Annotated in this window: 18 protein-coding genes; 11 read left to right on the top strand and 7 right to left on the bottom strand. The window is 73.4% G+C overall.

Annotated features, from left to right (window positions below):
* Positions 1 to 44: 44 nt before the first annotated feature.
* Positions 45 to 2,279, bottom strand: coding sequence for a pyridoxamine 5'-phosphate oxidase family protein (locus AXW62_RS45185; protein ID WP_079115780.1), 2,235 nt, complete (start codon positions 2,277 to 2,279; stop codon positions 45 to 47).
* Positions 2,280 to 2,422: 143 nt separating this feature from the next.
* Between AXW62_RS45185 and dhaK the strand changes: the two genes are divergently transcribed.
* The 9 genes from dhaK (at position 2,423) to AXW62_RS25010 (ending at position 13,060) form a co-directional block, all read left to right on the top strand.
* Positions 2,423 to 3,415 carry a dihydroxyacetone kinase subunit DhaK gene (gene dhaK, locus AXW62_RS25050; RefSeq protein ID WP_060946489.1) on the top strand — a complete coding sequence of 331 codons (993 nt, stop codon included), beginning with the start codon at positions 2,423 to 2,425 and terminating at the stop codon, positions 3,413 to 3,415.
* 58 nt (positions 3,416 to 3,473) lie between these two features.
* The gene (dhaL, locus tag AXW62_RS25045; RefSeq protein WP_030829537.1) at positions 3,474 to 4,109 is read left to right on the top strand and encodes a dihydroxyacetone kinase subunit DhaL; all 636 of its coding nucleotides are present in this window, start codon (positions 3,474 to 3,476) and stop codon (positions 4,107 to 4,109) included.
* Positions 4,106 to 4,522: a dihydroxyacetone kinase phosphoryl donor subunit DhaM gene (gene dhaM / locus AXW62_RS25040; protein ID WP_030829539.1), complete on the top strand. Its 417-nt coding sequence runs from the start codon at positions 4,106 to 4,108 to the stop codon at positions 4,520 to 4,522. The genes dhaL and dhaM overlap by 4 nt, the downstream gene beginning before the upstream one ends.
* 841 nt (positions 4,523 to 5,363) lie before the next feature.
* Positions 5,364 to 6,443 carry a polyprenyl synthetase family protein gene (locus tag AXW62_RS25035; protein WP_060946488.1) on the top strand — a complete coding sequence of 360 codons (1,080 nt, stop codon included), beginning with the start codon at positions 5,364 to 5,366 and terminating at the stop codon, positions 6,441 to 6,443.
* Positions 6,440 to 7,363 (top strand): terpene synthase family protein, encoded by a 924-nt coding sequence (locus AXW62_RS25030; RefSeq protein ID WP_060946487.1) that lies wholly within the window; start codon positions 6,440 to 6,442, stop codon positions 7,361 to 7,363. Before AXW62_RS25035 ends, AXW62_RS25030 begins: the two co-directional genes overlap by 4 nt.
* A 13-nt stretch (positions 7,364 to 7,376) precedes the next feature.
* Positions 7,377 to 8,738, top strand: a complete 1,362-nt coding sequence (locus AXW62_RS25025; protein ID WP_060946486.1) for a cytochrome P450 — start codon at positions 7,377 to 7,379, stop codon at positions 8,736 to 8,738.
* Positions 8,739 to 8,820: 82 nt separating this feature from the next.
* Positions 8,821 to 10,182: a cytochrome P450 gene (locus tag AXW62_RS25020; protein ID WP_060946506.1), complete on the top strand. Its 1,362-nt coding sequence runs from the start codon at positions 8,821 to 8,823 to the stop codon at positions 10,180 to 10,182.
* Between the two features lie 436 nt (positions 10,183 to 10,618).
* Positions 10,619 to 11,299, top strand: a complete 681-nt coding sequence (locus AXW62_RS25015) for a TetR/AcrR family transcriptional regulator (RefSeq protein WP_060946485.1) — start codon at positions 10,619 to 10,621, stop codon at positions 11,297 to 11,299.
* A gap of 345 nt (positions 11,300 to 11,644) precedes the next feature.
* The gene (locus tag AXW62_RS25010) at positions 11,645 to 13,060 is read left to right on the top strand and encodes an MFS transporter (protein WP_060946484.1); all 1,416 of its coding nucleotides are present in this window, start codon (positions 11,645 to 11,647) and stop codon (positions 13,058 to 13,060) included.
* Here AXW62_RS25010 and AXW62_RS25005 read toward each other — a convergent pair.
* From AXW62_RS25005 to AXW62_RS24995, 3 genes are all read right to left on the bottom strand, one after another.
* Positions 13,054 to 13,272: a hypothetical protein gene (locus AXW62_RS25005; protein ID WP_060946483.1), complete on the bottom strand. Its 219-nt coding sequence runs from the start codon at positions 13,270 to 13,272 to the stop codon at positions 13,054 to 13,056. The two genes, AXW62_RS25010 and AXW62_RS25005, sit on opposite strands and share 7 nt — an antisense overlap.
* 302 nt (positions 13,273 to 13,574) lie before the next feature.
* Positions 13,575 to 13,859, bottom strand: a complete 285-nt coding sequence (locus tag AXW62_RS41395) for a hypothetical protein (protein ID WP_060946482.1) — start codon at positions 13,857 to 13,859, stop codon at positions 13,575 to 13,577.
* A 54-nt stretch (positions 13,860 to 13,913) separates the two neighbouring features.
* Positions 13,914 to 14,393 carry an NUDIX hydrolase gene (locus AXW62_RS24995; RefSeq protein WP_060946481.1) on the bottom strand — a complete coding sequence of 160 codons (480 nt, stop codon included), beginning with the start codon at positions 14,391 to 14,393 and terminating at the stop codon, positions 13,914 to 13,916.
* A 204-nt stretch (positions 14,394 to 14,597) separates the two neighbouring features.
* Between AXW62_RS24995 and AXW62_RS46740 the strand changes: the two genes are divergently transcribed.
* Positions 14,598 to 15,623, top strand: a complete 1,026-nt coding sequence (locus AXW62_RS46740; RefSeq protein ID WP_060946480.1) for an O-antigen ligase family protein — start codon at positions 14,598 to 14,600, stop codon at positions 15,621 to 15,623.
* Positions 15,624 to 15,722: 99 nt separating this feature from the next.
* Here the strand turns inward: AXW62_RS46740 and AXW62_RS24985 are convergent, their stop codons facing one another.
* A complete protein-coding gene (locus tag AXW62_RS24985) occupies positions 15,723 to 16,280 on the bottom strand; it encodes a hypothetical protein (protein WP_060946479.1) in 558 nt (185 codons plus the stop codon).
* Between the two features lie 98 nt (positions 16,281 to 16,378).
* Positions 16,379 to 17,173, bottom strand: a complete 795-nt coding sequence (locus tag AXW62_RS24980; protein ID WP_060946478.1) for a glutamate racemase — start codon at positions 17,171 to 17,173, stop codon at positions 16,379 to 16,381.
* 80 nt (positions 17,174 to 17,253) lie between these two features.
* Here AXW62_RS24980 and AXW62_RS24975 point away from each other — a divergent pair, with 80 nt between their 5' ends.
* Positions 17,254 to 18,456: a glycosyltransferase gene (locus AXW62_RS24975; protein WP_174556427.1), complete on the top strand. Its 1,203-nt coding sequence runs from the start codon at positions 17,254 to 17,256 to the stop codon at positions 18,454 to 18,456.
* Between the two features lie 52 nt (positions 18,457 to 18,508).
* Here the strand turns inward: AXW62_RS24975 and AXW62_RS24970 are convergent.
* Positions 18,509 to 19,210 (bottom strand): TerD family protein (locus AXW62_RS24970; protein WP_442267818.1); only part of this gene is annotated, 702 nt, incomplete at its 5' end.

Below are 19,210 nucleotides of genomic sequence, written 5' to 3'. Positions count from 1 at the left end.
AGGGGCGTGGACCGGTCCGGCGGGCCCGGTCCACGACCCTTGCCTCAGCCCTCCGCCCGGGGCGGGCCGCCGTCGGCGCTCGGGCCACCGTCGGCGCCGGGGCCGCCGTCGGCGCTCGGGCCACCGTCGGCGCTCGGGCCGCCATCGGCGCCGGGGCTGTCGTCGACGCTCGGACCGTCGTCGACGCCGGGGCCGTCGTCGACGCCGGGCCGTACGACCGTGACCGGTCGCCCCGGACGCCAGGTCCGCACCACCATCGCCCCGTCCTCCTTGGCGATGTGCACCACCTCGGTCACCTCGGCGCGGAAGAGGTGGAAGGGCTCGGGCGGCCGGAACTCCGCGGCGAAGCGGGCGACCGCCCCGGGGTCGGTCACCTCCACCGCCCGGCCGCTCACCCGCACGTCCCCCTCGGTGAGCCCCTCGCCCGGACCGGGGTTGGCCTGCACCGAGAACCGCGGATCGCGGCGCAGGTCCAGCGCCTTGCGCGAGTCCGGCATCATGCCCAGCCACAACTCGCCCGACAGGAAGTTCACCTCGAGCGGGGTCACCCGCGGGGAGCCGTCCTGGCGCAGGGTGGCCAGCACATGGTGGCGGTAGCGCCGGAAGCGGTCCTGGGCATAGCGGGCGAAGGCGGGCTCGGCCGCCTGGAATCCGGCCCAGCTGGTCGTCGGGTAGGTCGTCGTCATGGCGCCCATGCTCCCGCCGTTACCGGACACCCCCTGTCGGGGTTTCCCGTCCTCCCACTCCCGCGCCTGGTCCGGCGGCCGGTACGCGTTCCACTCGGTACCGGCCAGCGGATAGGCGACCCAGGTGCGGGCGTAGGACGGCGGCCGGGCCCGGCCGCGCGGCAGCAGCAGCGCGGTGGGTTCCCGGGCGGCCCGCCGCAGCAGCGCCGGCAGCGCGGTGGACCGGTTGTTCCCGCTGGTCTGGGCGGAGGAGCAGCCCGCGTGGTAGGCGATGGGCAGGGCCCGGTCGCCGGTCACCAGACAGGGCGGCCGCAGCCCCAGCCGCTGCAGCCCCTGTGCGGCGGCGCGATAACGCCCGGTGGTGGCCTCGGACTGCTGCGCGGCGTGGCCCAGGACGACGAACTGGCTCCCGAGATGGGCCGTGACGACCACTGCGAGGGCGACCGCCAGGTGCCGCGGTGAGCGCGCGGCCCGTACGGCGCGCGGCGCCAGCCCGGCGACCGGCAGCGCCAGCAGCGCGTAGGAGGGCATCAGGAACCGTGGTGCGGAGTAGTCGATGAGCAGCAGGTACGGCAGGGCGAGGGCGGCCGCGCAGACGACCGGCAGCACGGTCAGCGGTACGGCGGGGGGCCGGACGCCCGGACGGCCCAGCCCCACGCGCGTCCGCCGCAGCTCATGGCGGTCGCGCAGGGCGGCGTGTACGGCGAGGAGGGTCAGCACCGGCAGCGCCAGCCACCACACGGTCAGCTCCGGGTGGCGCAGCGGCACCTCGCAGGGGCGGCACAGCTGGGGGCCGTTGAGGCTGCGCAGCGCGGCCCCGACGCCGAAGTGGAGGCCCATGCCGCCCTCGACGTCGCTGGAGACGCCCAGCCGCTCCGTGATACCGCCGAACCGGTCGTACGCCTCGCCGATCCACTGGGCCGCGCCGAGCAGCGCCCCGCCGACCAGCGCGGGCAGGGCGGGCCGCCAGGCGCGCACCCCGATCGCGCCGATCAGCAGCGGCAGCGCGAGCCATCCCCCGTCGGGGGTGCGCACCAGGGTGACGCCCGCGAGGACGGCCGCCAGCCACCAGCGGGCCCGGGGGTCGCCGGGGACACGGAGGAACCATCCGACGGCGGCGACCGCGCCGATCGCCACCCAGAGGTTGGGCATCACCGCGGGCCCGCTGATCTGAGTGATCCACAGCCCGGAGAACAGCAGCGCGCCCAGGGCGACCTGACCGACGGGCAGCAGCCGGGTCCAGACCCGGAAGGCGCCGTAGAGTGCGCCCGCGGACAGCAGCATGAGCAGGACCCGCAGCACCCGGATGGAGTCGGTCGCGGCCACCACGGGCGCGACCAGGAGGCTGATGCCGCGCGAGCGGGGTGCGCTGAAGTACGCGGACGGGGTGCGCGGATCGACCTGGGAGACGTACACGGACTCGTCCCAGCCGAGCGCGTGCCCGGTGTGCGGGATCACCACGGCGAGCTGGACCACGGCGTACCCGATGGCCACCAGACCGAGCCAGGGGGGCGGGCGGCGGGACCGCCGCGGCTGGTGGGGCTGGGAGCGCGAGGGCAGGACGGCGGCCGCCGGTGCGGCAGTATTCTCCATGCGCGCACCATATGATACCTATGTACCTTTTTCGTTCTATGAGGCCATTCGGCTCAGCGGCCCAGGGGTGCCGCGGCCGTGACGGATCCGTAGGCTGTGGCAGGCGGTGCACAGCCCCCATCCGGCGGAGGACGGACACAGCCATGAAGATGCTCATCAACGTCCCCGAGACCGTGGTCGCCGACGCGCTGCGCGGACTGGCGGCCTCGCACCCCGAGCTGATCGTCGACGTCGAGAACCGGGTGATCGTCCGGCGCGACGCACCGGTCGAGGGCAAGGTGGCGCTGGTCTCCGGCGGCGGATCGGGGCACGAGCCGCTGCACGGCGGGTTCGTGGGACGCGGCATGCTCGACGCCGCCTGCCCCGGCGAGGTGTTCACCTCCCCGGTGCCGGACCAGATGGTGCGCGCCGCGGCGGCGGTGGACAGCGGCAAGGGCGTGCTGTTCGTCGTCAAGAACTACACCGGCGATGTGCTCAACTTCGACATGGCCGCCGAACTCGCCGAGGACGAGGGCATCCAGGTCGCCAAGGTCCTGGTCAGCGACGATGTGGCGGTCGACGACAGCCTCTACACGGCGGGCCGGCGCGGCACCGGGGCCACCCTGTTCGTGGAGAAGATCGCGGGCGCCGCGGCCGAGGAGGGCGCGCCGCTGGAGCGGGTGGAGTCGATCGCCCGGCGGGTGAACGACCTCTCGAGCAGCTTCGGTGTCGCGCTCAGCGCCTGCTCCACCCCGGCCAAGGGCGGCCCCACCTTCGACCTGCCCGCCGGGGAGCTGGAACTGGGCGTGGGCATCCACGGCGAGCCGGGGCGCGAGCGGCGGGCGATGATGACCTCCCGCGAGATCGCCGACTACGCGGTGGACGTGGTGGTGGCGGATCTGCGCCCGGACAGTCCGGTGCTGCTGCTGGTCAACGGCGCGGGGGCGACCCCGCAGCTGGAGCTGTACGGCTTCGCCGCCGAGGTGCACCGGGCGCTCGGCGAGCGCCAGGTGGCGGTGGCGCGTACGCTCGTCGGCAACTACGTCACGTCACTGGACATGGCGGGCGCTTCGATCACCCTGTGCCAGGTCGACGAGGACCTTTTGCGGCTGTGGGACGCGCCCGTGCGGACGGTCGGCCTGCGCTGGGGCGACTGAGGCCGGCCGGCCCCCGATACCTACGCTGTCGCCGTTGCCCACCCCTGAGGAGGCGTCTGTGTCCAGCAGTGAACCCGCCGTCGACGACGTGCTCGACACCCCTTTCTTCCTCCGCTGGCTCATCGCCGCGGCCGGCTCCGTGGACCGTGAGGCGGCCCGTCTCACCGATCTGGACTCCGCGATCGGCGACGCCGACCACGGCACCAATATGCAGCGCGGCTTCGCCGCCGTGGCCGAGGCGCTGGAGAAGGAGCCGCCGGGCTCCCCCGGGGCCGCGCTGGTCCTGGCCGGGCGCCAGCTGATCTCCAAGGTGGGCGGCGCCTCCGGACCGCTGTACGGGACGCTGCTGCGGCGCGCCGGCAAGGCGCTCGGCGACGCCGAGCAGGTCACCCCGCGGCAGCTGGCGGACGCGCTGCGGGCCGGGGTGGACGCGGTGGCGCAGCTCGGCGGCGCCACGCCCGGTGACAAGACGATGCTGGACGCGCTGCTCCCCGCCGTGGAGGCGCTGGGCGCGGGCGCCGGGTCGTTCCCGGCCGCGGCCGAGGCCGCCGAGAAGGGCGCGCTGGCCACCGTGCCCATGCAGGCCCGCAAGGGCCGGGCCAGCTATCTGGGTGAGCGCAGCGTCGGCCACCAGGACCCGGGCGCCACCTCGTCGGCGCTGATCATAGCGGCGCTGGCGGAGGCGGCCCGATGACCGACGAGGACGAGCAGAAGCTGGTCGGAATCGTCCTGGTGTCGCACAGCGCGGCGGTGGCGGACTCGGTGGCCGAGCTGGCGAAGCAGCTGTCCGGCGGTGGCGCCGCGCCGGTCCGCGCCGCGGGCGGCACCCCGGACGGCGGATTCGGCACCAGTCCGGAGCTGATCGCCGAGGCGGCCCAGGCGGTCGACCGGGGCGCCGGGGTGGCGGTCCTGGCGGACCTGGGCAGTGCGGTACTGGCCGTCAAGGCGCTGCTGGCCGAGGGCGACGAACTGCCGGAGGGCACCCGATTGGTGGACGCGCCGCTGGTGGAGGGCGCGGTGGCGGCCGTCGTCACCGCCTCCACCGGGGCGGATGTGGATGCGGTGCTCCAGGCGGCCTCGGAGGCGTACGACTACCGCAAGGTCTGAACGGTCCCGGCCGGTGCGGGGCCGCCCGCGCCCGGTGCAGGGCCGTCCGCGCCCGGTGCGGGGCCGCCCACGCCCGGTGCGGGGCCGCCCACGCCCGGTACGGGGCCGCCCACGCCCGGTACGGGGCCGCCCACGCCCGGTGCGGGGCCGTCCGCGCCCGGTGCGGGAGCTCCCGCGCAACGCGCGCTTGCGAACGGGGCGCCGCCACCGAAGGCGGGCCCCGTTCAGACTTCAACGAACTCCCCGCGGCCATATTGCGCACCCGCTTATTTCTCTGATACTCGACGCGTACGGGGCGAGGTGCCCGGTTTCGGACCGCACCGGTCGCGGTGACGGCTTCCCCGCTCCGCGACCGTCAAGTGATAGGCGCATCGGCAGAACGGGCTTCCGAATCCGTCGATCTTGTGTCTAGACTGCCTACATCCGACTGGGGGACCGGCGGCACTCAGGGGGAATAATGGGCGTAATTGAGTGTACCCGCGCACACCTGGCAGCCATCCGACCGATGTTGCCCACGCGGATGCCGCGCCGACCAGGGCCCCATTGCGGCCCGGCCCGGATTCCCTGCGCGGAAATGATCCGACCACGCCGGCCCGACGGCTCCCTGAGCGCCTGATCTCCGCACCCTCCGCAGCGCGTTCGACATATCGACCAGGGCACGGCAACCGCCACACGCGGCTGCTTTCATGGTGCCGTGACCCACCACGCACGGCTGTCGGCCTTTATCCGGCAACACGCACGGCCACCGGTCTTCATCCATACGAGCCAAGGGTTTCCGCGTGCCTTTTTTCGTCTTCTTGATCAGCGGATTTCGACATTTCGACGTGGAGGAGTCAGCCGCATGACCACACCCACGCTCAACCCCGGCCTCCTGGACGCGGATGCTATCCGCACGTCGGTGGACGTCGTACTCGAAGACTTTCTGACGGCGAAGACCCGCACCACCCCGCAGCACCATCTTCCCTGTCTCTCCGGACTGCTCAAGGATTTCCTGTCCGGCGGAAAGCGCATTCGGCCCCTGTTGTGTGTCACCGGCTGGCAGGCCGCCGGCGGCGGAGAGGACACCGAGGCGGTGTTCCGGGTGGCCGCCTGCCTGGAGATGTTCCACGCCTTCGCGCTCATCCACGACGACGTCATGGACGACAGCGACACCCGCCGCGGCCGGCCGACCATCCACCGCACCCTCGCCGCGCTGTGTGCCGACGGCCGCAGCCCCGATCAGATCGAGCGGTTCGGGGTGAGCGGGGCGGTCCTCCTCGGTGATCTCGCCCTCGCCTGGTCGGACGAACTGCTGCACTCGGCCGGTCTGACCCCCGCCCAGTTCGGCTCCGTACTGCCGCTGCTGTCACAGATGCGCACCGAGGTGATGCTGGGCCAGTACCTCGACCTGGCGGCTACCGGGGAGCTGACCGACGACGTCGAGGCCACGCTCACCGTCGTCCGGTACAAGACCGCCAAGTACACCATCGAGCGTCCGCTGCACCTGGGGGCCGCCATCGCGGGCGCCGGACCGGAGGTCATGGAGGCGTTCACCGCCTACGCCCTGCCGCTCGGCGAGGCGTTCCAGCTCCGCGACGACCTGCTGGGCGTGTACGGCGATCCGGAGTCCACCGGCAAGTCCCAGCTGGACGATCTGCGGGCCGGGAAGAACACCACCCTGATCGCGCTCGCCCTGCGCGGCTCGGACAGCGCCCAGGCGGCGCGGCTGCGCAGCCTCATCGGCAATCCGCTGCTGGACGAGAAGGACGCCGCGACCGTCCAGGACATCTTCGCCGCCACCACCGCCCGGCAGGCCGTCGAGCAGATGATCGACGACCGCCGGACGCAGGCCCTGCGGGCCCTCGACAACGCCCCATTCACCGCGGAAGCGGTCGACGCGCTGCAGCGGATCGCCCGCATGGCCACTGTGAGGAACTCATGACGACCGACCTTTCCACGGCCGGGGCCCAGCACACCGGCCGGAACACCGTCCGCCCCCATCTGGAGGAGTGCACCCGCCGCTTCCAGGAGATGTTCGACCGCCATGTCGTCACCCGGCCCACCAAGGTCGAATTGACCGACGCCGAACTGCGCGAGGTCATCGACGACTGCAACACGGCGGTGGCCCCCCTCGGCACAGAGGTTTCCGACAAACGCTGGATCTCCTATATGGGGGTGGTGCTCTGGTCCCAGAGCCCCCGCCATATCAAGGACATGGCGGCGTTCAAGGCCGTCTGCGTCCTGAACTGCGTGACGTTCGTATGGGACGACATGGATCCCGCGCTGCACGATTTCGACCTCTTCCTTCCCCAGTTGCGCAGGATCTGCGAGAAGTACTACCGCCCCGAGGACGCGGAGGTCGCGTACGAGGCCGCACGCGCCTTCGTCACCAGCGATCACATGTTCCGCAACTCGCCGATCAAGGCGGCGCTGTGCACCCGGTCCCCGGAGCAGTATTTCCGTTTCCGGGTCACCGACATCGGAGTGGACTTCTGGATGAAGATGTCCTACCCGATCTACCGCCATCCGGAGTTCACCGAACACGCCAAGACAAGCCTGGCCGCCCGGATGACCACCCGCGGACTCACCATCGTCAACGACTTCTACTCCTATGACCGCGAGGTCTCCCTGGGCCAGATCACCAACTGTTTCCGGCTCTGCGATGTGAGCGACGAGTCGGCGTTCAAGGAGTTCTTCCAGGCCCGGCTCGACGACATGATCGAGGACATCGAGTGCATCAAGGCGTTCGACCCACTGACGCGGGACGTCTTCCTCGATCTGATCTACGGCAACTTCGTCTGGACCATCAGCAACCAGCGCTACCGGACGGCCGTCAACGACGTCAACTCCCGCATCCAGTAAGGGAACGGGGACCGTGACTCCCACGAAGAACTCCGCACCGCCGGAGCGCCCCTGGACCACCGGTACGGCGCCCGGTTCGGTGCCGCTGCTGGGACACACCCTGGCGCTCTGGCGCCGCCCGCTCCAGTTCCTGGCCTCCCTGCCCGCCCACGGCGACCTGGTGGAGGTCAGGCTGGGCCCCAGCCGCGCCTATCTGGTCTGCCACCCCGAACTGGTCCGCCATGTGCTGCTCAACCCCCGCGTGTTCGACAAGGGCGGGGTCTTCGACAAGGCGCGGCAGCTGCTCGGGAACAGCCTCTCGGTCTCCCGGGGCGAGGACCACCGCCACCAGCGGCGGATGATCCAGCCCGCGTTCCACCCCCCGAAGATCGCCGCCTACACCGCCGCCGTGGCCGACGACACCCGCGCCGCGATCGGCTCCTGGCAGCCGGGGCGGACCCTGGACATCAGCGACACCATGCACGCCCTGCTGATGCGGGTCGCGGCGCGGACCCTGTTCTCCACCGGGGTCGGCGAGGCGACGATCGACGAGGCGCGCCACTGTCTGCGCGTCGTCTCACACGGCATCTACAAGCGCACCATGGCGCCCCTGGGCATCATGGAGAAGCTCCCCACCCCGGGCAACCGGCGCTACGACCGGGCCAATGCCCGGCTGCGGCAGATCGTGGACGAGATGATCAGCGACCGCCGGCGGTCCGGCGCCGACCACGGCGATCTGCTCTCCACACTGCTGCGCGCCGAACACCCCGAGACCGGGAAGGGGCTGGACGACGGCGAGGTCCTGGACCAGGTGGTCACCTTCCTGGTCGCCGGGAGCGAGACCACCGCCTCCACCCTCGCCTTCGTCTTCCATCTCCTGGGCACCCACCCGGAGGTGGAGCAGCGGGTGCACGCCGAGATCGACGCGGTCCTCGGGGGCCGCGCCCCCGCCTTCGAGGACCTGCCGTCCCTGGAGTACACCCGCGGGGTCATCACCGAGTCGCTGCGGCTGTATCCGCCGTCCTGGATGGCGATGCGGGTCACGGCGGCCGAGACCGAACTGGGCGGCCGGACCATCCCGGCCGGTACGATGATCCTCTACAGCGCCCAGGCGCTGCACCACCACCCCGGGCTCTTCCCCGACCCCGAACGGTTCGACCCGGAGCGCTGGCTTCCCGACCGCGCCAAGGAGGTGCCGCGCGGGGCACTGCTCCCGTTCGGCGCGGGCAGCCACAAGTGCATCGGGGATGTCCTGGCGCTCACCGAGACCGCCCTCATCGTGGCCACGGTCGCGAGCCGGTGGCGGCTCCGTCCGGTGCCCGGGACGGCCTTGCGCCCCCAGCCGAAGGCGACGCTCGAACCCGGCCCGCTGCCCATGGTGTGCGAGCCACGCTGACGGCGTCCGGTCCGGGGTCCGCCCCGGACCGGACGCCCCGTACCCTCCGTACCCCACCTCGCGAGTGAAGGACATCTTCCGCATGAGGACCGCGCAGCACCCGGCGACGCGCCACTGGCGGCACGCCATCGCCCCCGGCGGGCTTCCGCTGGCCGGCCACGCCCTGCTCATGGGCCGCAAGCCGCTTCAGTTCCTGGCCTCCCTGCCCGCCCACGGCGATCTGGTGGAACTCCGGCTGGGGCCCCGGCCCGCCCACCTGCCCTGTCATCCGGAACTGGTCCAGCAGGTGCTGGTCAACGCGCGGGTCTACGACACCGGCGGACCGGTGAAGGAGAAGGCCAAGCCGATCCTGGGCAACGGTCTGATCACCTCCGGCTGGGCGGACCACCGCCGGCAGCGCCGGCTGGTGCAGCCCGCCTTCCAGGCCGCCCGGATCGCCAGGTACGCCGAGGTGATGGAGCGCGAATGCGAGGCCGCGGCGACGGCGTGGACGGCGGGCCGGCCCGTCGACGTCAGCCATGAGATGCTCGCGCTCACCGCGCGGGTGACGGCCGGGGCGCTCTTCTCGACCGATATGGCGCCGCATGCCGTGGCCGAGATCCAGCACTGCCTGCCGGTCGTCGTGGAGGGCGCCTACCGGCAGGCGATCGACCCCACCGGGCTGCTGGCCAAGCTGCCGACCGCGGCGAACCGGCGCTTCGTCGACGCGCTCACCCGGCTCAACCAGCTCATCGACCGCATGATCGACGACTACAGGGCGTCGGACGACGGCGACCGCGGCGACGTGCTGTCCGCGCTCTTCGCCGCGCAGGACGACGAGACCGGCGGCACGATGTCGGACCAGGAGATCCACGACCAGGTCATGACGCTGCTGCTGGCCGGGATCGAGACCACTGCCTCCGCGCTGACCTGGGCCTGGTTCCTGCTCGGCCGCAACCCCCGGGCCGAGGCCGCGCTGCACGCCGAGGTCGACGAGGTGCTGGGCGGGCGGGCCCCGGTCTACGCCGACGTCCCCCGGCTCGGCCACACCCAGCGGGTGTTCAGCGAGGCGCTGCGGCTCTTCCCGCCCGCGTGGCTCTTCACCCGGACCACCACCGAGGCCACCGAACTCGGCGGGCGGCGGCTGCCTCCGGCGTCGGACGTGCTGATCAGCCCGTACGTGCTGCACCGCGACCCCGGGCTGTTCCCGGACCCGGAGTCCTTCGACCCCGACCGCTGGCTCCCCGAGCGGGCCAAGGACGTGGCACGCGGCTCGTACCTGCCGTTCGGCGGTGGCAGCCGGAAGTGCATCGGCGATGTCTTCGGGATGACGGAGGCGACGCTCGCCCTGGCCGCGATCGCGGGCCGCTGGCGGATGCGCCCGGTTCCGGGGACGAAGATCCGGCCGAGGGCGCGGATGAGCCTCACCGCAGGGCCGCTGCGCATGATTCCGGAACCACGCTGAACGCCGTGCCCCGCGGACCGCGGCGACCGTTCGCCACGGTCCGTCGAGCGGGCCCGGCGAACGCGGTCCGTCGAGCGGGCCCGGCGAACGCGGTCCGTCGAGCGGGCCCGGCGAACGCGGTCCGTCGCACGGGCGCAGGCGGTCCGGCCGGGGGCCCGGGCGCTATGGCCGGGGGCGCCGGGGGCGCAGGCATCGCGGCTGGATGCGCAGGCGCTCCGGCCGAAGGCGCAGGCACCGCGGCCAGGGGCTCGGACATCGCGGCCACGGACTCCGCGCCGAGCGCGGACAGGTCCCGGTGGGCGGTCCGGGCGGTCCCCCTCAGCCCGTTGGCGACATCACGTCCCCCGAGGCCAGAACCGGGGGCCGTTCCCCGATCTTCCGATGATCTCAACACTAACCGGAGAGATTCCCCCGGTTAGTGTTAAGGTTGCGGGCCATGGGCAGCCGTGTGGAGAAAGAGACACCATTGCGCCGGGACGCACGGCGCAATCGCGAGATGCTGATAGCAGCCGCCCGGGAGATCTACTCGGATCAGGGGGTGGACGCCCCGCTCGACGACATCGCCCGTCGGGCCGGAGTCGGCAGCGCCACCCTCTACCGGCGCTTCGCCGGCCGGGCGGAACTCATCGAGGCGGTGTTCGGCGATTCCCTGCGGGACATCCTGCGGGCCGCCGAGGAGGCCCGCTCCGCGCCCGACGCCTGGGCCGGGCTGACGGCCTATCTGGAGCGCATCTTCGGGCTGCTCGCCGCCGACCGGGGCACCAACGACCTGATGACCACCGGCATCCAGGGCGTCCCCTCGCTCGACGCGCTCCGCGCGGAGAACCACAAGACGCTCGACGTCCTGCTGCGCCGCGCCCAGCAGCAGGGCGCCGCCCGGCCGGATGTCACCGCGGAGGACCTGCAGTTCCTGCTGGCCGCGCTCGGCCGCGCGGTCCCCGGCTCGACCGTCGCCGCACCGCTGGCCTGGCGCCGCTATCTGGCCCTGCTGCTCGACGGGCTCCGCCCCGAGGGCTCCCACCCGCTCCCGGCCCCCTCGCTCACCTCCGACCAGCTCGGCGCCGCCATGCTCCAGCTCGGCAAGGTGCGCCGGCCGCGCACGGGGCGGGCCGACTAGCGCGGATCCACGCGGCCCGGCGGCACCCGGCGCGGCTCGCACGGCCCAACGGGAGCCCGAGAACGCCGCGTACGGCCCAACGGGAGCCCCAGAACGCCCCGTACGGCCCAACGGGACCCCGAGAACGCCCCCGTACGGCCCAACAGGAGCCTCCAGGCGGCTCGCACGGCCCAGCCGGTGCCTCGAGGCGTCCCGCACGGCGCTGCGGGCGCCCCGGGGGTATGGGGGCCGCGCGCATAGCCCGCCGCAATACTGTGTTGTCCCACCACATGTGCGCCCGACCAGCGGCTTCCTACCGTGTGCCGACACCTACCCGTCCCCACCGCACACGAGGAAGTGGCGCACATGGCCTCCGCAGGAACCGCTCCCCCACCACCGGCGAACCTCCCCCGCATCGTCGCCGCGAGCCTCATCGGCACCACCATCGAGTGGTACGACTTCTTCCTCTACGGGTCGGCCGCCGCGCTCGTCTTCAACAAGCTCTTCTTCCCCGACTCCGATCCGCTCGTCGGAACGCTGCTGTCGTTCCTGACCTATGCGGTCGGCTTCGCCGCCCGGCCGGTCGGCGCCCTGGCCTTCGGCCACTACGGGGACCGGCTCGGCCGTAAGAAGCTGCTGGTCCTGAGCCTGCTGATGATGGGCGGCGCGACCTGTGCCATCGGGCTGCTGCCCACCCACGCCACGGTCGGCTCGGCAGCGCCCGTACTGCTCACCGCGCTCCGTCTGATCCAGGGTTTCGCGCTCGGCGGCGAATGGGGCGGGGCCGTGCTGCTGGTGTCGGAGCACGGGGACGCGCGGCGGCGGGGGTTCTGGGCGTCCTGGCCGCAGACCGGTGCCCCCGCCGGGCAGTTGCTGGCCACCGGGGTGCTCTCCGCGCTGACCGCCCTGCTCTCGGACGACGCCTTCGAGTCATGGGGGTGGCGGGTGCCGTTCCTGCTCTCGGGTGTGCTGGTGCTGATCGGCTTGTGGATTCGTCTCTCCGTCGATGAGTCGCCGGTGTTCAAGGCGGCGCTGGCGCAGGCCGAGGCCCGTAAGGCGGCCGCGGGCCGGGACGGGGCCGCCGCCGAGAAGATGCCGCTGGTGGCGGTCCTGCGCCACCACTGGCGGGACGTACTGGTCGCCATGGGCGCGCGGATGGCGGAGAACATCAGCTACTACGTGATCACCGCCTTCGTCCTGGTCTACGCGACCTCCGACCATGTGGGCCTCGGCAAGCAGACCGCGCTCAACGCCGTACTGATCGCCTCGGCCGTGCACTTCGCGGTCATCCCCGCCTGGGGCGCGCTGTCGGACCGAATCGGACGCCGCCCGGTGTATCTGCTGGGCGCGGCGGGCGTGGGCGCCTGGGCCTTCCCCTTCTTCCTCCTCATCGACACCGAGGACTTCTCGGCCCTGGTGCTCGCCGTGACGGTCGGGCTGATCTTCCACGGGGCGATGTACGCGCCCCAGGCGGCCTTCTTCTCCGAGATGTTCGCGACCCGGATGCGGTACTCGGGGGCGTCGATCGGCGCGCAGTTCTCGTCGGTCGCGGCCGGCGCGCCCGCCCCGCTGATCGCCACCGCGCTCCTGGCCGACTACGACAGCGCCACGCCGATCGCGCTCTATGTGATCGCGGCGGCCCTGCTCACCCTGGTGGCCGTGGGCGCCGCCAAGGAGACCCGGGACCGCGATCTGGCCTCCGTCGAACCGGCCGCGGCCCCGTCCCCGCCCCCGGCGCCCAAGCCGGCCGGACACCGGGCGCGTTCGGGCTCGGGTCAGTAGGCCACGGCCGAGGCCAGGCGGTGCAACCGCAAGGCGAGCTGGATCTCCAGGGAGCGAGCGGGCGACTGCCAGTCGGGGCCGAGCAGCCACCCCAGCCGGTCGGCCGGTGCCCTGTCGGCGCGGGCGCGCAGCACCGGGCGCTCGTACGCCTCGGCGGGCGCGCCGCGTACGAGCAGTTCCAGGTAGGGGTTCTCCGGCGGGTCGTCGGACATGGGCACAGACATACTCCCGCCGGGCGCGGCGGCGCCAGCCGTAAGGCGGCCCGGTGCCCCCGCGAGGGGGCGACCGGGCAATACGCGGTCCGGTGGCTGAACCAAGGGGCGCTCATGGCCGATTGGCGGAGCCGATCGGCCTTCCTGCCCCGGTGGCTGAACCGATGCGCCCTCATGGTCCGGTGGCTCAGCCATGGTTCCTCCGTGGTCCGCCGGCTGAGCCGATTGCGCCCGTCGCCTTCCGTGCCCCGCCGGCCGCGCCGATCGGCCTCCATCGGCCGGTGGCCGGTCCGGTGGGCCGCTCAGCGGGCGGTCCATCCGCCGTCCATGCCGAGCGAGGCACCGGTGCTGGAGGAGGTGTGCGGACCGCGGAGGTACGCGACGGCCCCGGCGGCCGGGTCGGTGAGGCCCCCGGCGTCCGGATCGACGGCCCGCACCCGGGCCCCGGCGGTGGCCGGCCGCAGCGTACCGGCCCGGCCGACGCCCCCGGCGGCACCCGTGACGAGTGCGGTACGGCCGGACAGACCGAGGCGGCCGGGGCCACCGGAGGGCCGGAGGGCCGGGCCTGGTGTGGTGGACGCGCTCATGAGGGGCCCCTGGGCAGCCGCCGGGCCCGGACCGATGTGGGGGCGCCACATACCTCACTGCGCGACGATGGGTTCGAACCATGCCGGGCCGTCGTCGAGCGCCTGCTTGATCCGGGACAGGGAGAAGTCCTCCATCTCGGGCAGCGCGTCGAGCGGGAACCAGCCCACGTCCAGCGACTCGTCGTCGTTCACCCGCGCCTCGCCGCCGACCGCGCGGCAGCGGAAGCAGATGTCCACGAACTGGCAGGTGTCGTTGTTGGGGTAGGTCACCGGCGCCAGGGTCCGTACGAGCACGATGCGCTCGGGGACGCAGCGCACCGCGGTCTCCTCCTCCACCTCGCGGACCACCGCCGTCCCCGGCTGCTCACCGGGCTCGGGGATGCCGCAGATGATCGTCCAGCGGCCGTTGTCGGCCCGGCGGCCCAGCAGCACCCGCTCCTGGTCGTCGAAGACCACGGCGCTCACGCCCGGCAGATAGAGCAGTTGGTGGCCGATGGAGGCCCTGAGGTCACGGATGAAGTCGGGAGTCGGCATGGGCCGAGGGTATCGGGCGCGGCCGGGAGTGCGTCCGGCGGCCGAACCGCGCCCTCCGCGCCGGGTGTTTCACCTCCGACTCAACGTTTCTGCGACCCATATACACATTCCTTACGACAAGCGCTACCGTTCCGGGTGTCATGGCTCGTGTCCCGGGCGCAAGGCCGCCGGACGCGATGCCCGTCACGACGGGGGGTCGGCGGGATGACGTCATCAGTGGTGGAGCCGGTCGCGCGGAACCACGGCAGACCGGCCGGGGGACGCGGCGGCGCGTCCGATGTCGCGGGGGTCCTGGTCCTGGGCGGCTGTGCCGTCTGGGCCCTGATCGCGGCCCTGGGGCGGCCGGCCCGTCCCGAGGGGGTGCTGCTGGCGGTGCTGGCCGTGGCCGCCGGTTACGCGTGCGGCCGGATCGCCGGATCGCTGCTGCCGGTCGCCTCGGCGGCGGCCGCCGGGCTCGCCGGTTTCGTCCTGGCCTGCACCTCGCCGTACGGACTCACCGGCCACGAGGGGCCGGGCGCGGCCCAGCTCACCCTGGCCACCGGCGCGGTCTGCTGCGCGGCCTGGGCCGCCCCGCGAGCGTTCCGGCCGGCGCTGTGGCTGTCGGCCGCGGCGATCACGCTGACGGCCGTGGTGAGCGGCGCGACGGCGGGCGCGGCGGCCGGTGGCGCCGTCCTGCTGCTGTCGCTCATGGCCGCCCGGCCGCGGCGGCGGCTCCCGGCGCTCGCCGGCTGCGCGCTGGTCGCGGCGGTCGCGGTCGGCGGCACCTGGATGGTGGCCGAGGACGCGGTCCCGGGCGGGCTGCCGTCCACCCTGCGCACCCGTCTCACCGAGCACCGGATCGGGCTGTGGCAGGACGCGGCCCGTATCGGCGCGACGGACCCGGTGCGCGGCGCGGGCCCGGACCGCTTCGGGGAGCTGAGCTCCGCGGTGCCCCAGCCGGCGGGCCTGGAGGCCAAGCCCCATTCGGCGCCGCTTCAGCAGGCGGCCGGTCAGGGACTGCCGGGGGTGGCCCTGCTGGGCGCGGCCTTCGGGTGGCTGCTCCACGCCCTGTGGCGGTCACCGCGCCCCACTCCGGTGGTCCTTACGGCGGGCGCGGCCCTGACGGCCCTGGCCGTCGTGTCCTGTCTGGGCAACGCCCTGAGCTTCTCCCAGATCACCGCGGGAGCGGGCCTCCTCGCCGGGCTGGCGGCCGCCCGCCGCCCGGACGACGGCTCGGGGGCGCTTCCCTGACGCCCGGTACGGCCCCAGGGAGCGCGTCCCCCCGGAAGATGAGCGCGTCCCCCGTCAAGAGGGGGACGCGGAACCGCGGAAAAGGGGAGCGCGGACCGGCTAGACCTGGGACGTGCGCGCCGCGATCAGCCGCAGCCGGTCGCGGATGACCCGGGCCGCCGCCTCCGCGTCGTCCACCGTGACCGTGAAGACGCGGCCGTCCCCGAGGCGCACCACAAGCCCCTCGCCCCGGCGCACCACCACCGCCGTGCCCTTCTCGGGGCGCCAGCGGTAGCCCCAGCCGCCCCACTGGCAGGGGGTGACCTTGTGGGCCACATCGGCGTCGATCACATCGCTGAGCGGGATACGGCGGCGCGGGAGCCCCATATGGCCGCAGCGGACCTCCAGCACCTCGTGGTCGACCCGCACCGCCACATGGACGAAGGCGAGGGTGCCGAAGAGCATCAGCAGCCCGGCGGCGACACAGCCGATGACGGCCATCAGCAGCGGGGCGAGGCCCGAGCCCCAGGGCGAGTCGACGGCGAGGTCGACACCGAGCGCCAGGCACGCGGCGCCCGCCGCGGCCAGCACCCACTGCACACGGTTGTGGGCGCGTCCGGTCCAGACCTCGGGCAGCTGCCCGTGGGCGGTCGGCGTGCCGTGGTCGTGGTGCCTCATGTCTGGCAGCGTACTCACCTTCCGGCACCACGGCAGCGGGGCGGGCGAATACGCTGGTGAGGAGCGTTTCGGTCAGCTCAGCGCACGGGGCGCCGCCGTCAACCGCGCGCCGGCGCGACGGGTGCCAGCAGCACCCCTTCGGCGTAGGTCAGGGCGGTCTCCGGCAGGGTGGCCTCACGCCCGCCGAGGAGGACGGTCAGGCCGCCCGCGGGGACCTCGTCGCCCGGTGGGAAGGGGTCGGCGCCGATCCGGCGCAGGGCCTGTGCGGCGACCGCCCCGGCCGAGCCGTGGAGCGCGATCGGCTGCGTGCCGGGCCGCTGCACGGCGGCGCGGATGCGGTCGGCGACCAGTTCGTAGTGGGTGCAGCCCAGGACCACGGTGGTCACATCGCGCGGGGTGCGGGCCGCCGCGGCGGCCACCGCGGCGTCGATCGCCTCGGCGTCGGCGTGCTGTACCGCGTCCGCGAGCCCCGGACACGGCACCTCGGTCACCTCGACGCCGTCCGCGAAGTCACGGATCAGTCCGCGCTGGTACGGGGAGCCGGTGGTGGCGGGGGTGGCCCAGATGGCGATCGGCCCGCCCCCGGCCGCCGCGGGCTTGATCGCGGGCACGGTGCCGATGACCGGCAGTCCGGGCTCCAGCTCGGCCCGCAGCGCGGGCAGGGCGTGGACGGAGGCGGTGTTGCAGGCGACGATCAACGCGTCGGGACGGTGGTCGGCGGCGGCCCGCGCGCAGCCCAGGGCGCGTTCGGTGACGTCCTCGGGGGTGCGCGGCCCCCACGGCATGGTGGCGGGGTCGGAGGAGAGGACGAGATCGGCGTCCGGTCGCAGTCGGCGCATCGCCGCGGCGGCGGGCAGCAGCCCGATTCCGGAGTCCATGAGCGCGATCTTCACCCGATCACTTTAAGGGATCGGTCCGGTGTGCCCGACGGCCGGGCACACCTTCCGGCAGACTTCGACGGGTGAGCGTGCTGATGTGGATCGCCGCCGGGTCCCTGGCCGCCTGGCTGTGGCTGCTGCTGGGCCAGGGCTTCTTCTGGCGTACGGACGTCCGACTGCCGCGGACCGGCCCACCGGAGCCGTCCGGGCCGCCGGAGCCCGCCGTATGGCCCTCGGTGGCCGTCGTGGTGCCCGCCCGGGACGAGTCCGCCGTGCTTCCGGCGAGCCTGCCCTCGCTGCTCGCCCAGGACTATCCGGGGCCCGCCGAGATCTTCCTGGTCGACGACGGCAGCTCGGACGGCACCGGGAAGCTGGCCCGGGAACTGGCCGACGAGTACGGCGGGCTGCCGCTGACGGTCGCCTCCCCCGGCGAACCCGGTCCGGGCTGGACCGGCAAGCTGTGGGCGGTGCGGCACGGCATGGCGCTCGCCTCGCACCGTCCCGCCACGGACGCCGAGGACGGCGGCGTCGACTACCTGTTGCTGACGGACGCGGACATCGCGCACGAGCCTGACTCCCTGCGGGAGTTGGTGCGCGCGGCCGAGGCGAACGGGCTGGATCTGGTCTCCCAGATGGCGCGGCTGCGGGTGGCGACCTACTGGGAGCGGCTGATCGTGCCCGCGTTCGTCTACTTCTTCGCACAGCTGTACCCCTTCCGGTGGGTCAACCGGCCCGGGGCGCGTACGGCGGCGGCCGCGGGCGGCTGCGTGCTGCTGCGCCGGGAGGCGGCCGAGCGGGCCGGGGTCCCGGAGACGATCCGGCGGTCGGTCATCGACGACGTGGCGCTGGCCCGTACGGTGAAACGGTCCGGCGGACGGATCTGGCTGGGACTCGCCGACCGGGTCGACAGCGTGCGGCCGTATCCGCGGCTGGGCGAGCTGTGGCGGATGGTCGCGCGCAGCGCGTACACCCAACTGCGCCATAATCCGCTGCTGTTGCTGCTGACGGTCGCGGGGCTCGCGGTGGTGTACCTCGTACCGCCCGTGGCCGTGGCCGCCGGAGCGCTGACCGGGCGTCCCGCGCCGCTGGCGGCGGGCGTCGCCGCCTGGGCCCTGATGGCGGGCAGCTACATCCCGATGCTGCGCTACTACCGGCAGACCCTGTGGCTGGCGCCGCTGCTGCCGCTGACGGCCTTTCTCTACCTGCTGATGACGGTGGATTCGGCGGTGCGGCACCACCTCGGGGCGGGCGCGGCCTGGAAGGGGCGCACCTACGCCCGCCCCAGCGCCGCACCCTGACGCCCGTCCCAGCGCCACGCCCTGACGCCCGCGCCGTGTGGGCCCCGGGCCGTCACTTGCGGCCCGGGGTCCAGTTCATGCCCCAGCCGTAGGCGTGGTCGAGGGTGCGCTGCGGACTGACGCCGCGCTCCGGCACCAGATAGCGGGCCTCGCGCTGGACGACGAGATCGCCGCCGGTGTTGGTGATGAGCGCGAGCGCGCAGACCGGGGACGGGACGGTGCACTCGTCGAGCGAGAAGTCGATCGGGGCGCCGAACTGCGGCTGCAGGGTGACCGTGGCATGGAGGTTGGCGAAGCTGCGGGCGCCCTCGTAGATGGTCACGAAGACCAGGATCCGCCGGAACGCCTGCCGGTGGTCGAGGTTGATGGTGAGGTTCTCACCGGCCGCCCGCGCACCGGTCCGGTCGTCGGCGTCCAGGTGGATGAAGGGCGGCTGGTGCAGTGCGCCGAAGGAGTTGCCGAGCGCCTGGACCACGCCCTTGCTGCCGTCGGCGAGTTCGAACAGCGCCCCCAGGTCGAGATCGAGGTCGCTGTGCAGGGCCATGGCCTTGCCAAGCTTGGAGGCCCACCCGGAAAACTGCTTGTGCAACTGCCAGTTGAGGTTGACCCGCATGGCGCCGGAGGTGCCGCCCTGCTTGGTGAGCGAGACCGCGGGCGCCTCCTTCGTCAGGGTGACCTTGCTGAGGCTCACCGGCGCCGTGGCGGGCGCGGGGGCCGGGGCGGGCGGGGGCGGCGGCAGGGGCGTGGGGACGGC

The organism is Streptomyces hygroscopicus subsp. hygroscopicus, assembly GCF_001553455.1.
In the GTDB taxonomy this organism is placed as follows: domain Bacteria; phylum Actinomycetota; class Actinomycetes; order Streptomycetales; family Streptomycetaceae; genus Streptomyces; species Streptomyces hygroscopicus.
Note: the sequence above shows the minus strand (reverse complement) of the source record. Positions and strands in the feature narration are given on the sequence as shown.

Bases quoted from the DNA above. Each gene is read 5' to 3' on its own strand.
- AXW62_RS45185 (WP_079115780.1), bottom strand. From the start codon at position 2,279: ATGGAGAATACTGCCGCACCGGCGGCCGCCGTCCTGCCCTCGCGCTCC.
- dhaK (WP_060946489.1), top strand. From the start codon at position 2,423: ATGAAGATGCTCATCAACGTCCCCGAGACCGTGGTCGCCGACGCGCTG.
- dhaM (WP_030829539.1), top strand. From the start codon at position 4,106: ATGACCGACGAGGACGAGCAGAAGCTGGTCGGAATCGTCCTGGTGTCG.
- AXW62_RS25035 (WP_060946488.1), top strand. From the start codon at position 5,364: ATGACCACACCCACGCTCAACCCCGGCCTCCTGGACGCGGATGCTATC.
- AXW62_RS25030 (WP_060946487.1), top strand. From the start codon at position 6,440: ATGACGACCGACCTTTCCACGGCCGGGGCCCAGCACACCGGCCGGAAC.
- AXW62_RS25020 (WP_060946506.1), top strand. From the start codon at position 8,821: ATGAGGACCGCGCAGCACCCGGCGACGCGCCACTGGCGGCACGCCATC.
- AXW62_RS25015 (WP_060946485.1), top strand. From the start codon at position 10,619: ATGGGCAGCCGTGTGGAGAAAGAGACACCATTGCGCCGGGACGCACGG.
- AXW62_RS25010 (WP_060946484.1), top strand. From the start codon at position 11,645: ATGGCCTCCGCAGGAACCGCTCCCCCACCACCGGCGAACCTCCCCCGC.
- AXW62_RS25005 (WP_060946483.1), bottom strand. From the start codon at position 13,272: ATGTCCGACGACCCGCCGGAGAACCCCTACCTGGAACTGCTCGTACGC.
- AXW62_RS41395 (WP_060946482.1), bottom strand. From the start codon at position 13,859: ATGAGCGCGTCCACCACACCAGGCCCGGCCCTCCGGCCCTCCGGTGGC.
- AXW62_RS24995 (WP_060946481.1), bottom strand. From the start codon at position 14,393: ATGCCGACTCCCGACTTCATCCGTGACCTCAGGGCCTCCATCGGCCAC.
- AXW62_RS46740 (WP_060946480.1), top strand. From the start codon at position 14,598: ATGACGTCATCAGTGGTGGAGCCGGTCGCGCGGAACCACGGCAGACCG.
- AXW62_RS24985 (WP_060946479.1), bottom strand. From the start codon at position 16,280: ATGAGGCACCACGACCACGGCACGCCGACCGCCCACGGGCAGCTGCCC.
- AXW62_RS24975 (WP_174556427.1), top strand. From the start codon at position 17,254: ATGTGGATCGCCGCCGGGTCCCTGGCCGCCTGGCTGTGGCTGCTGCTG.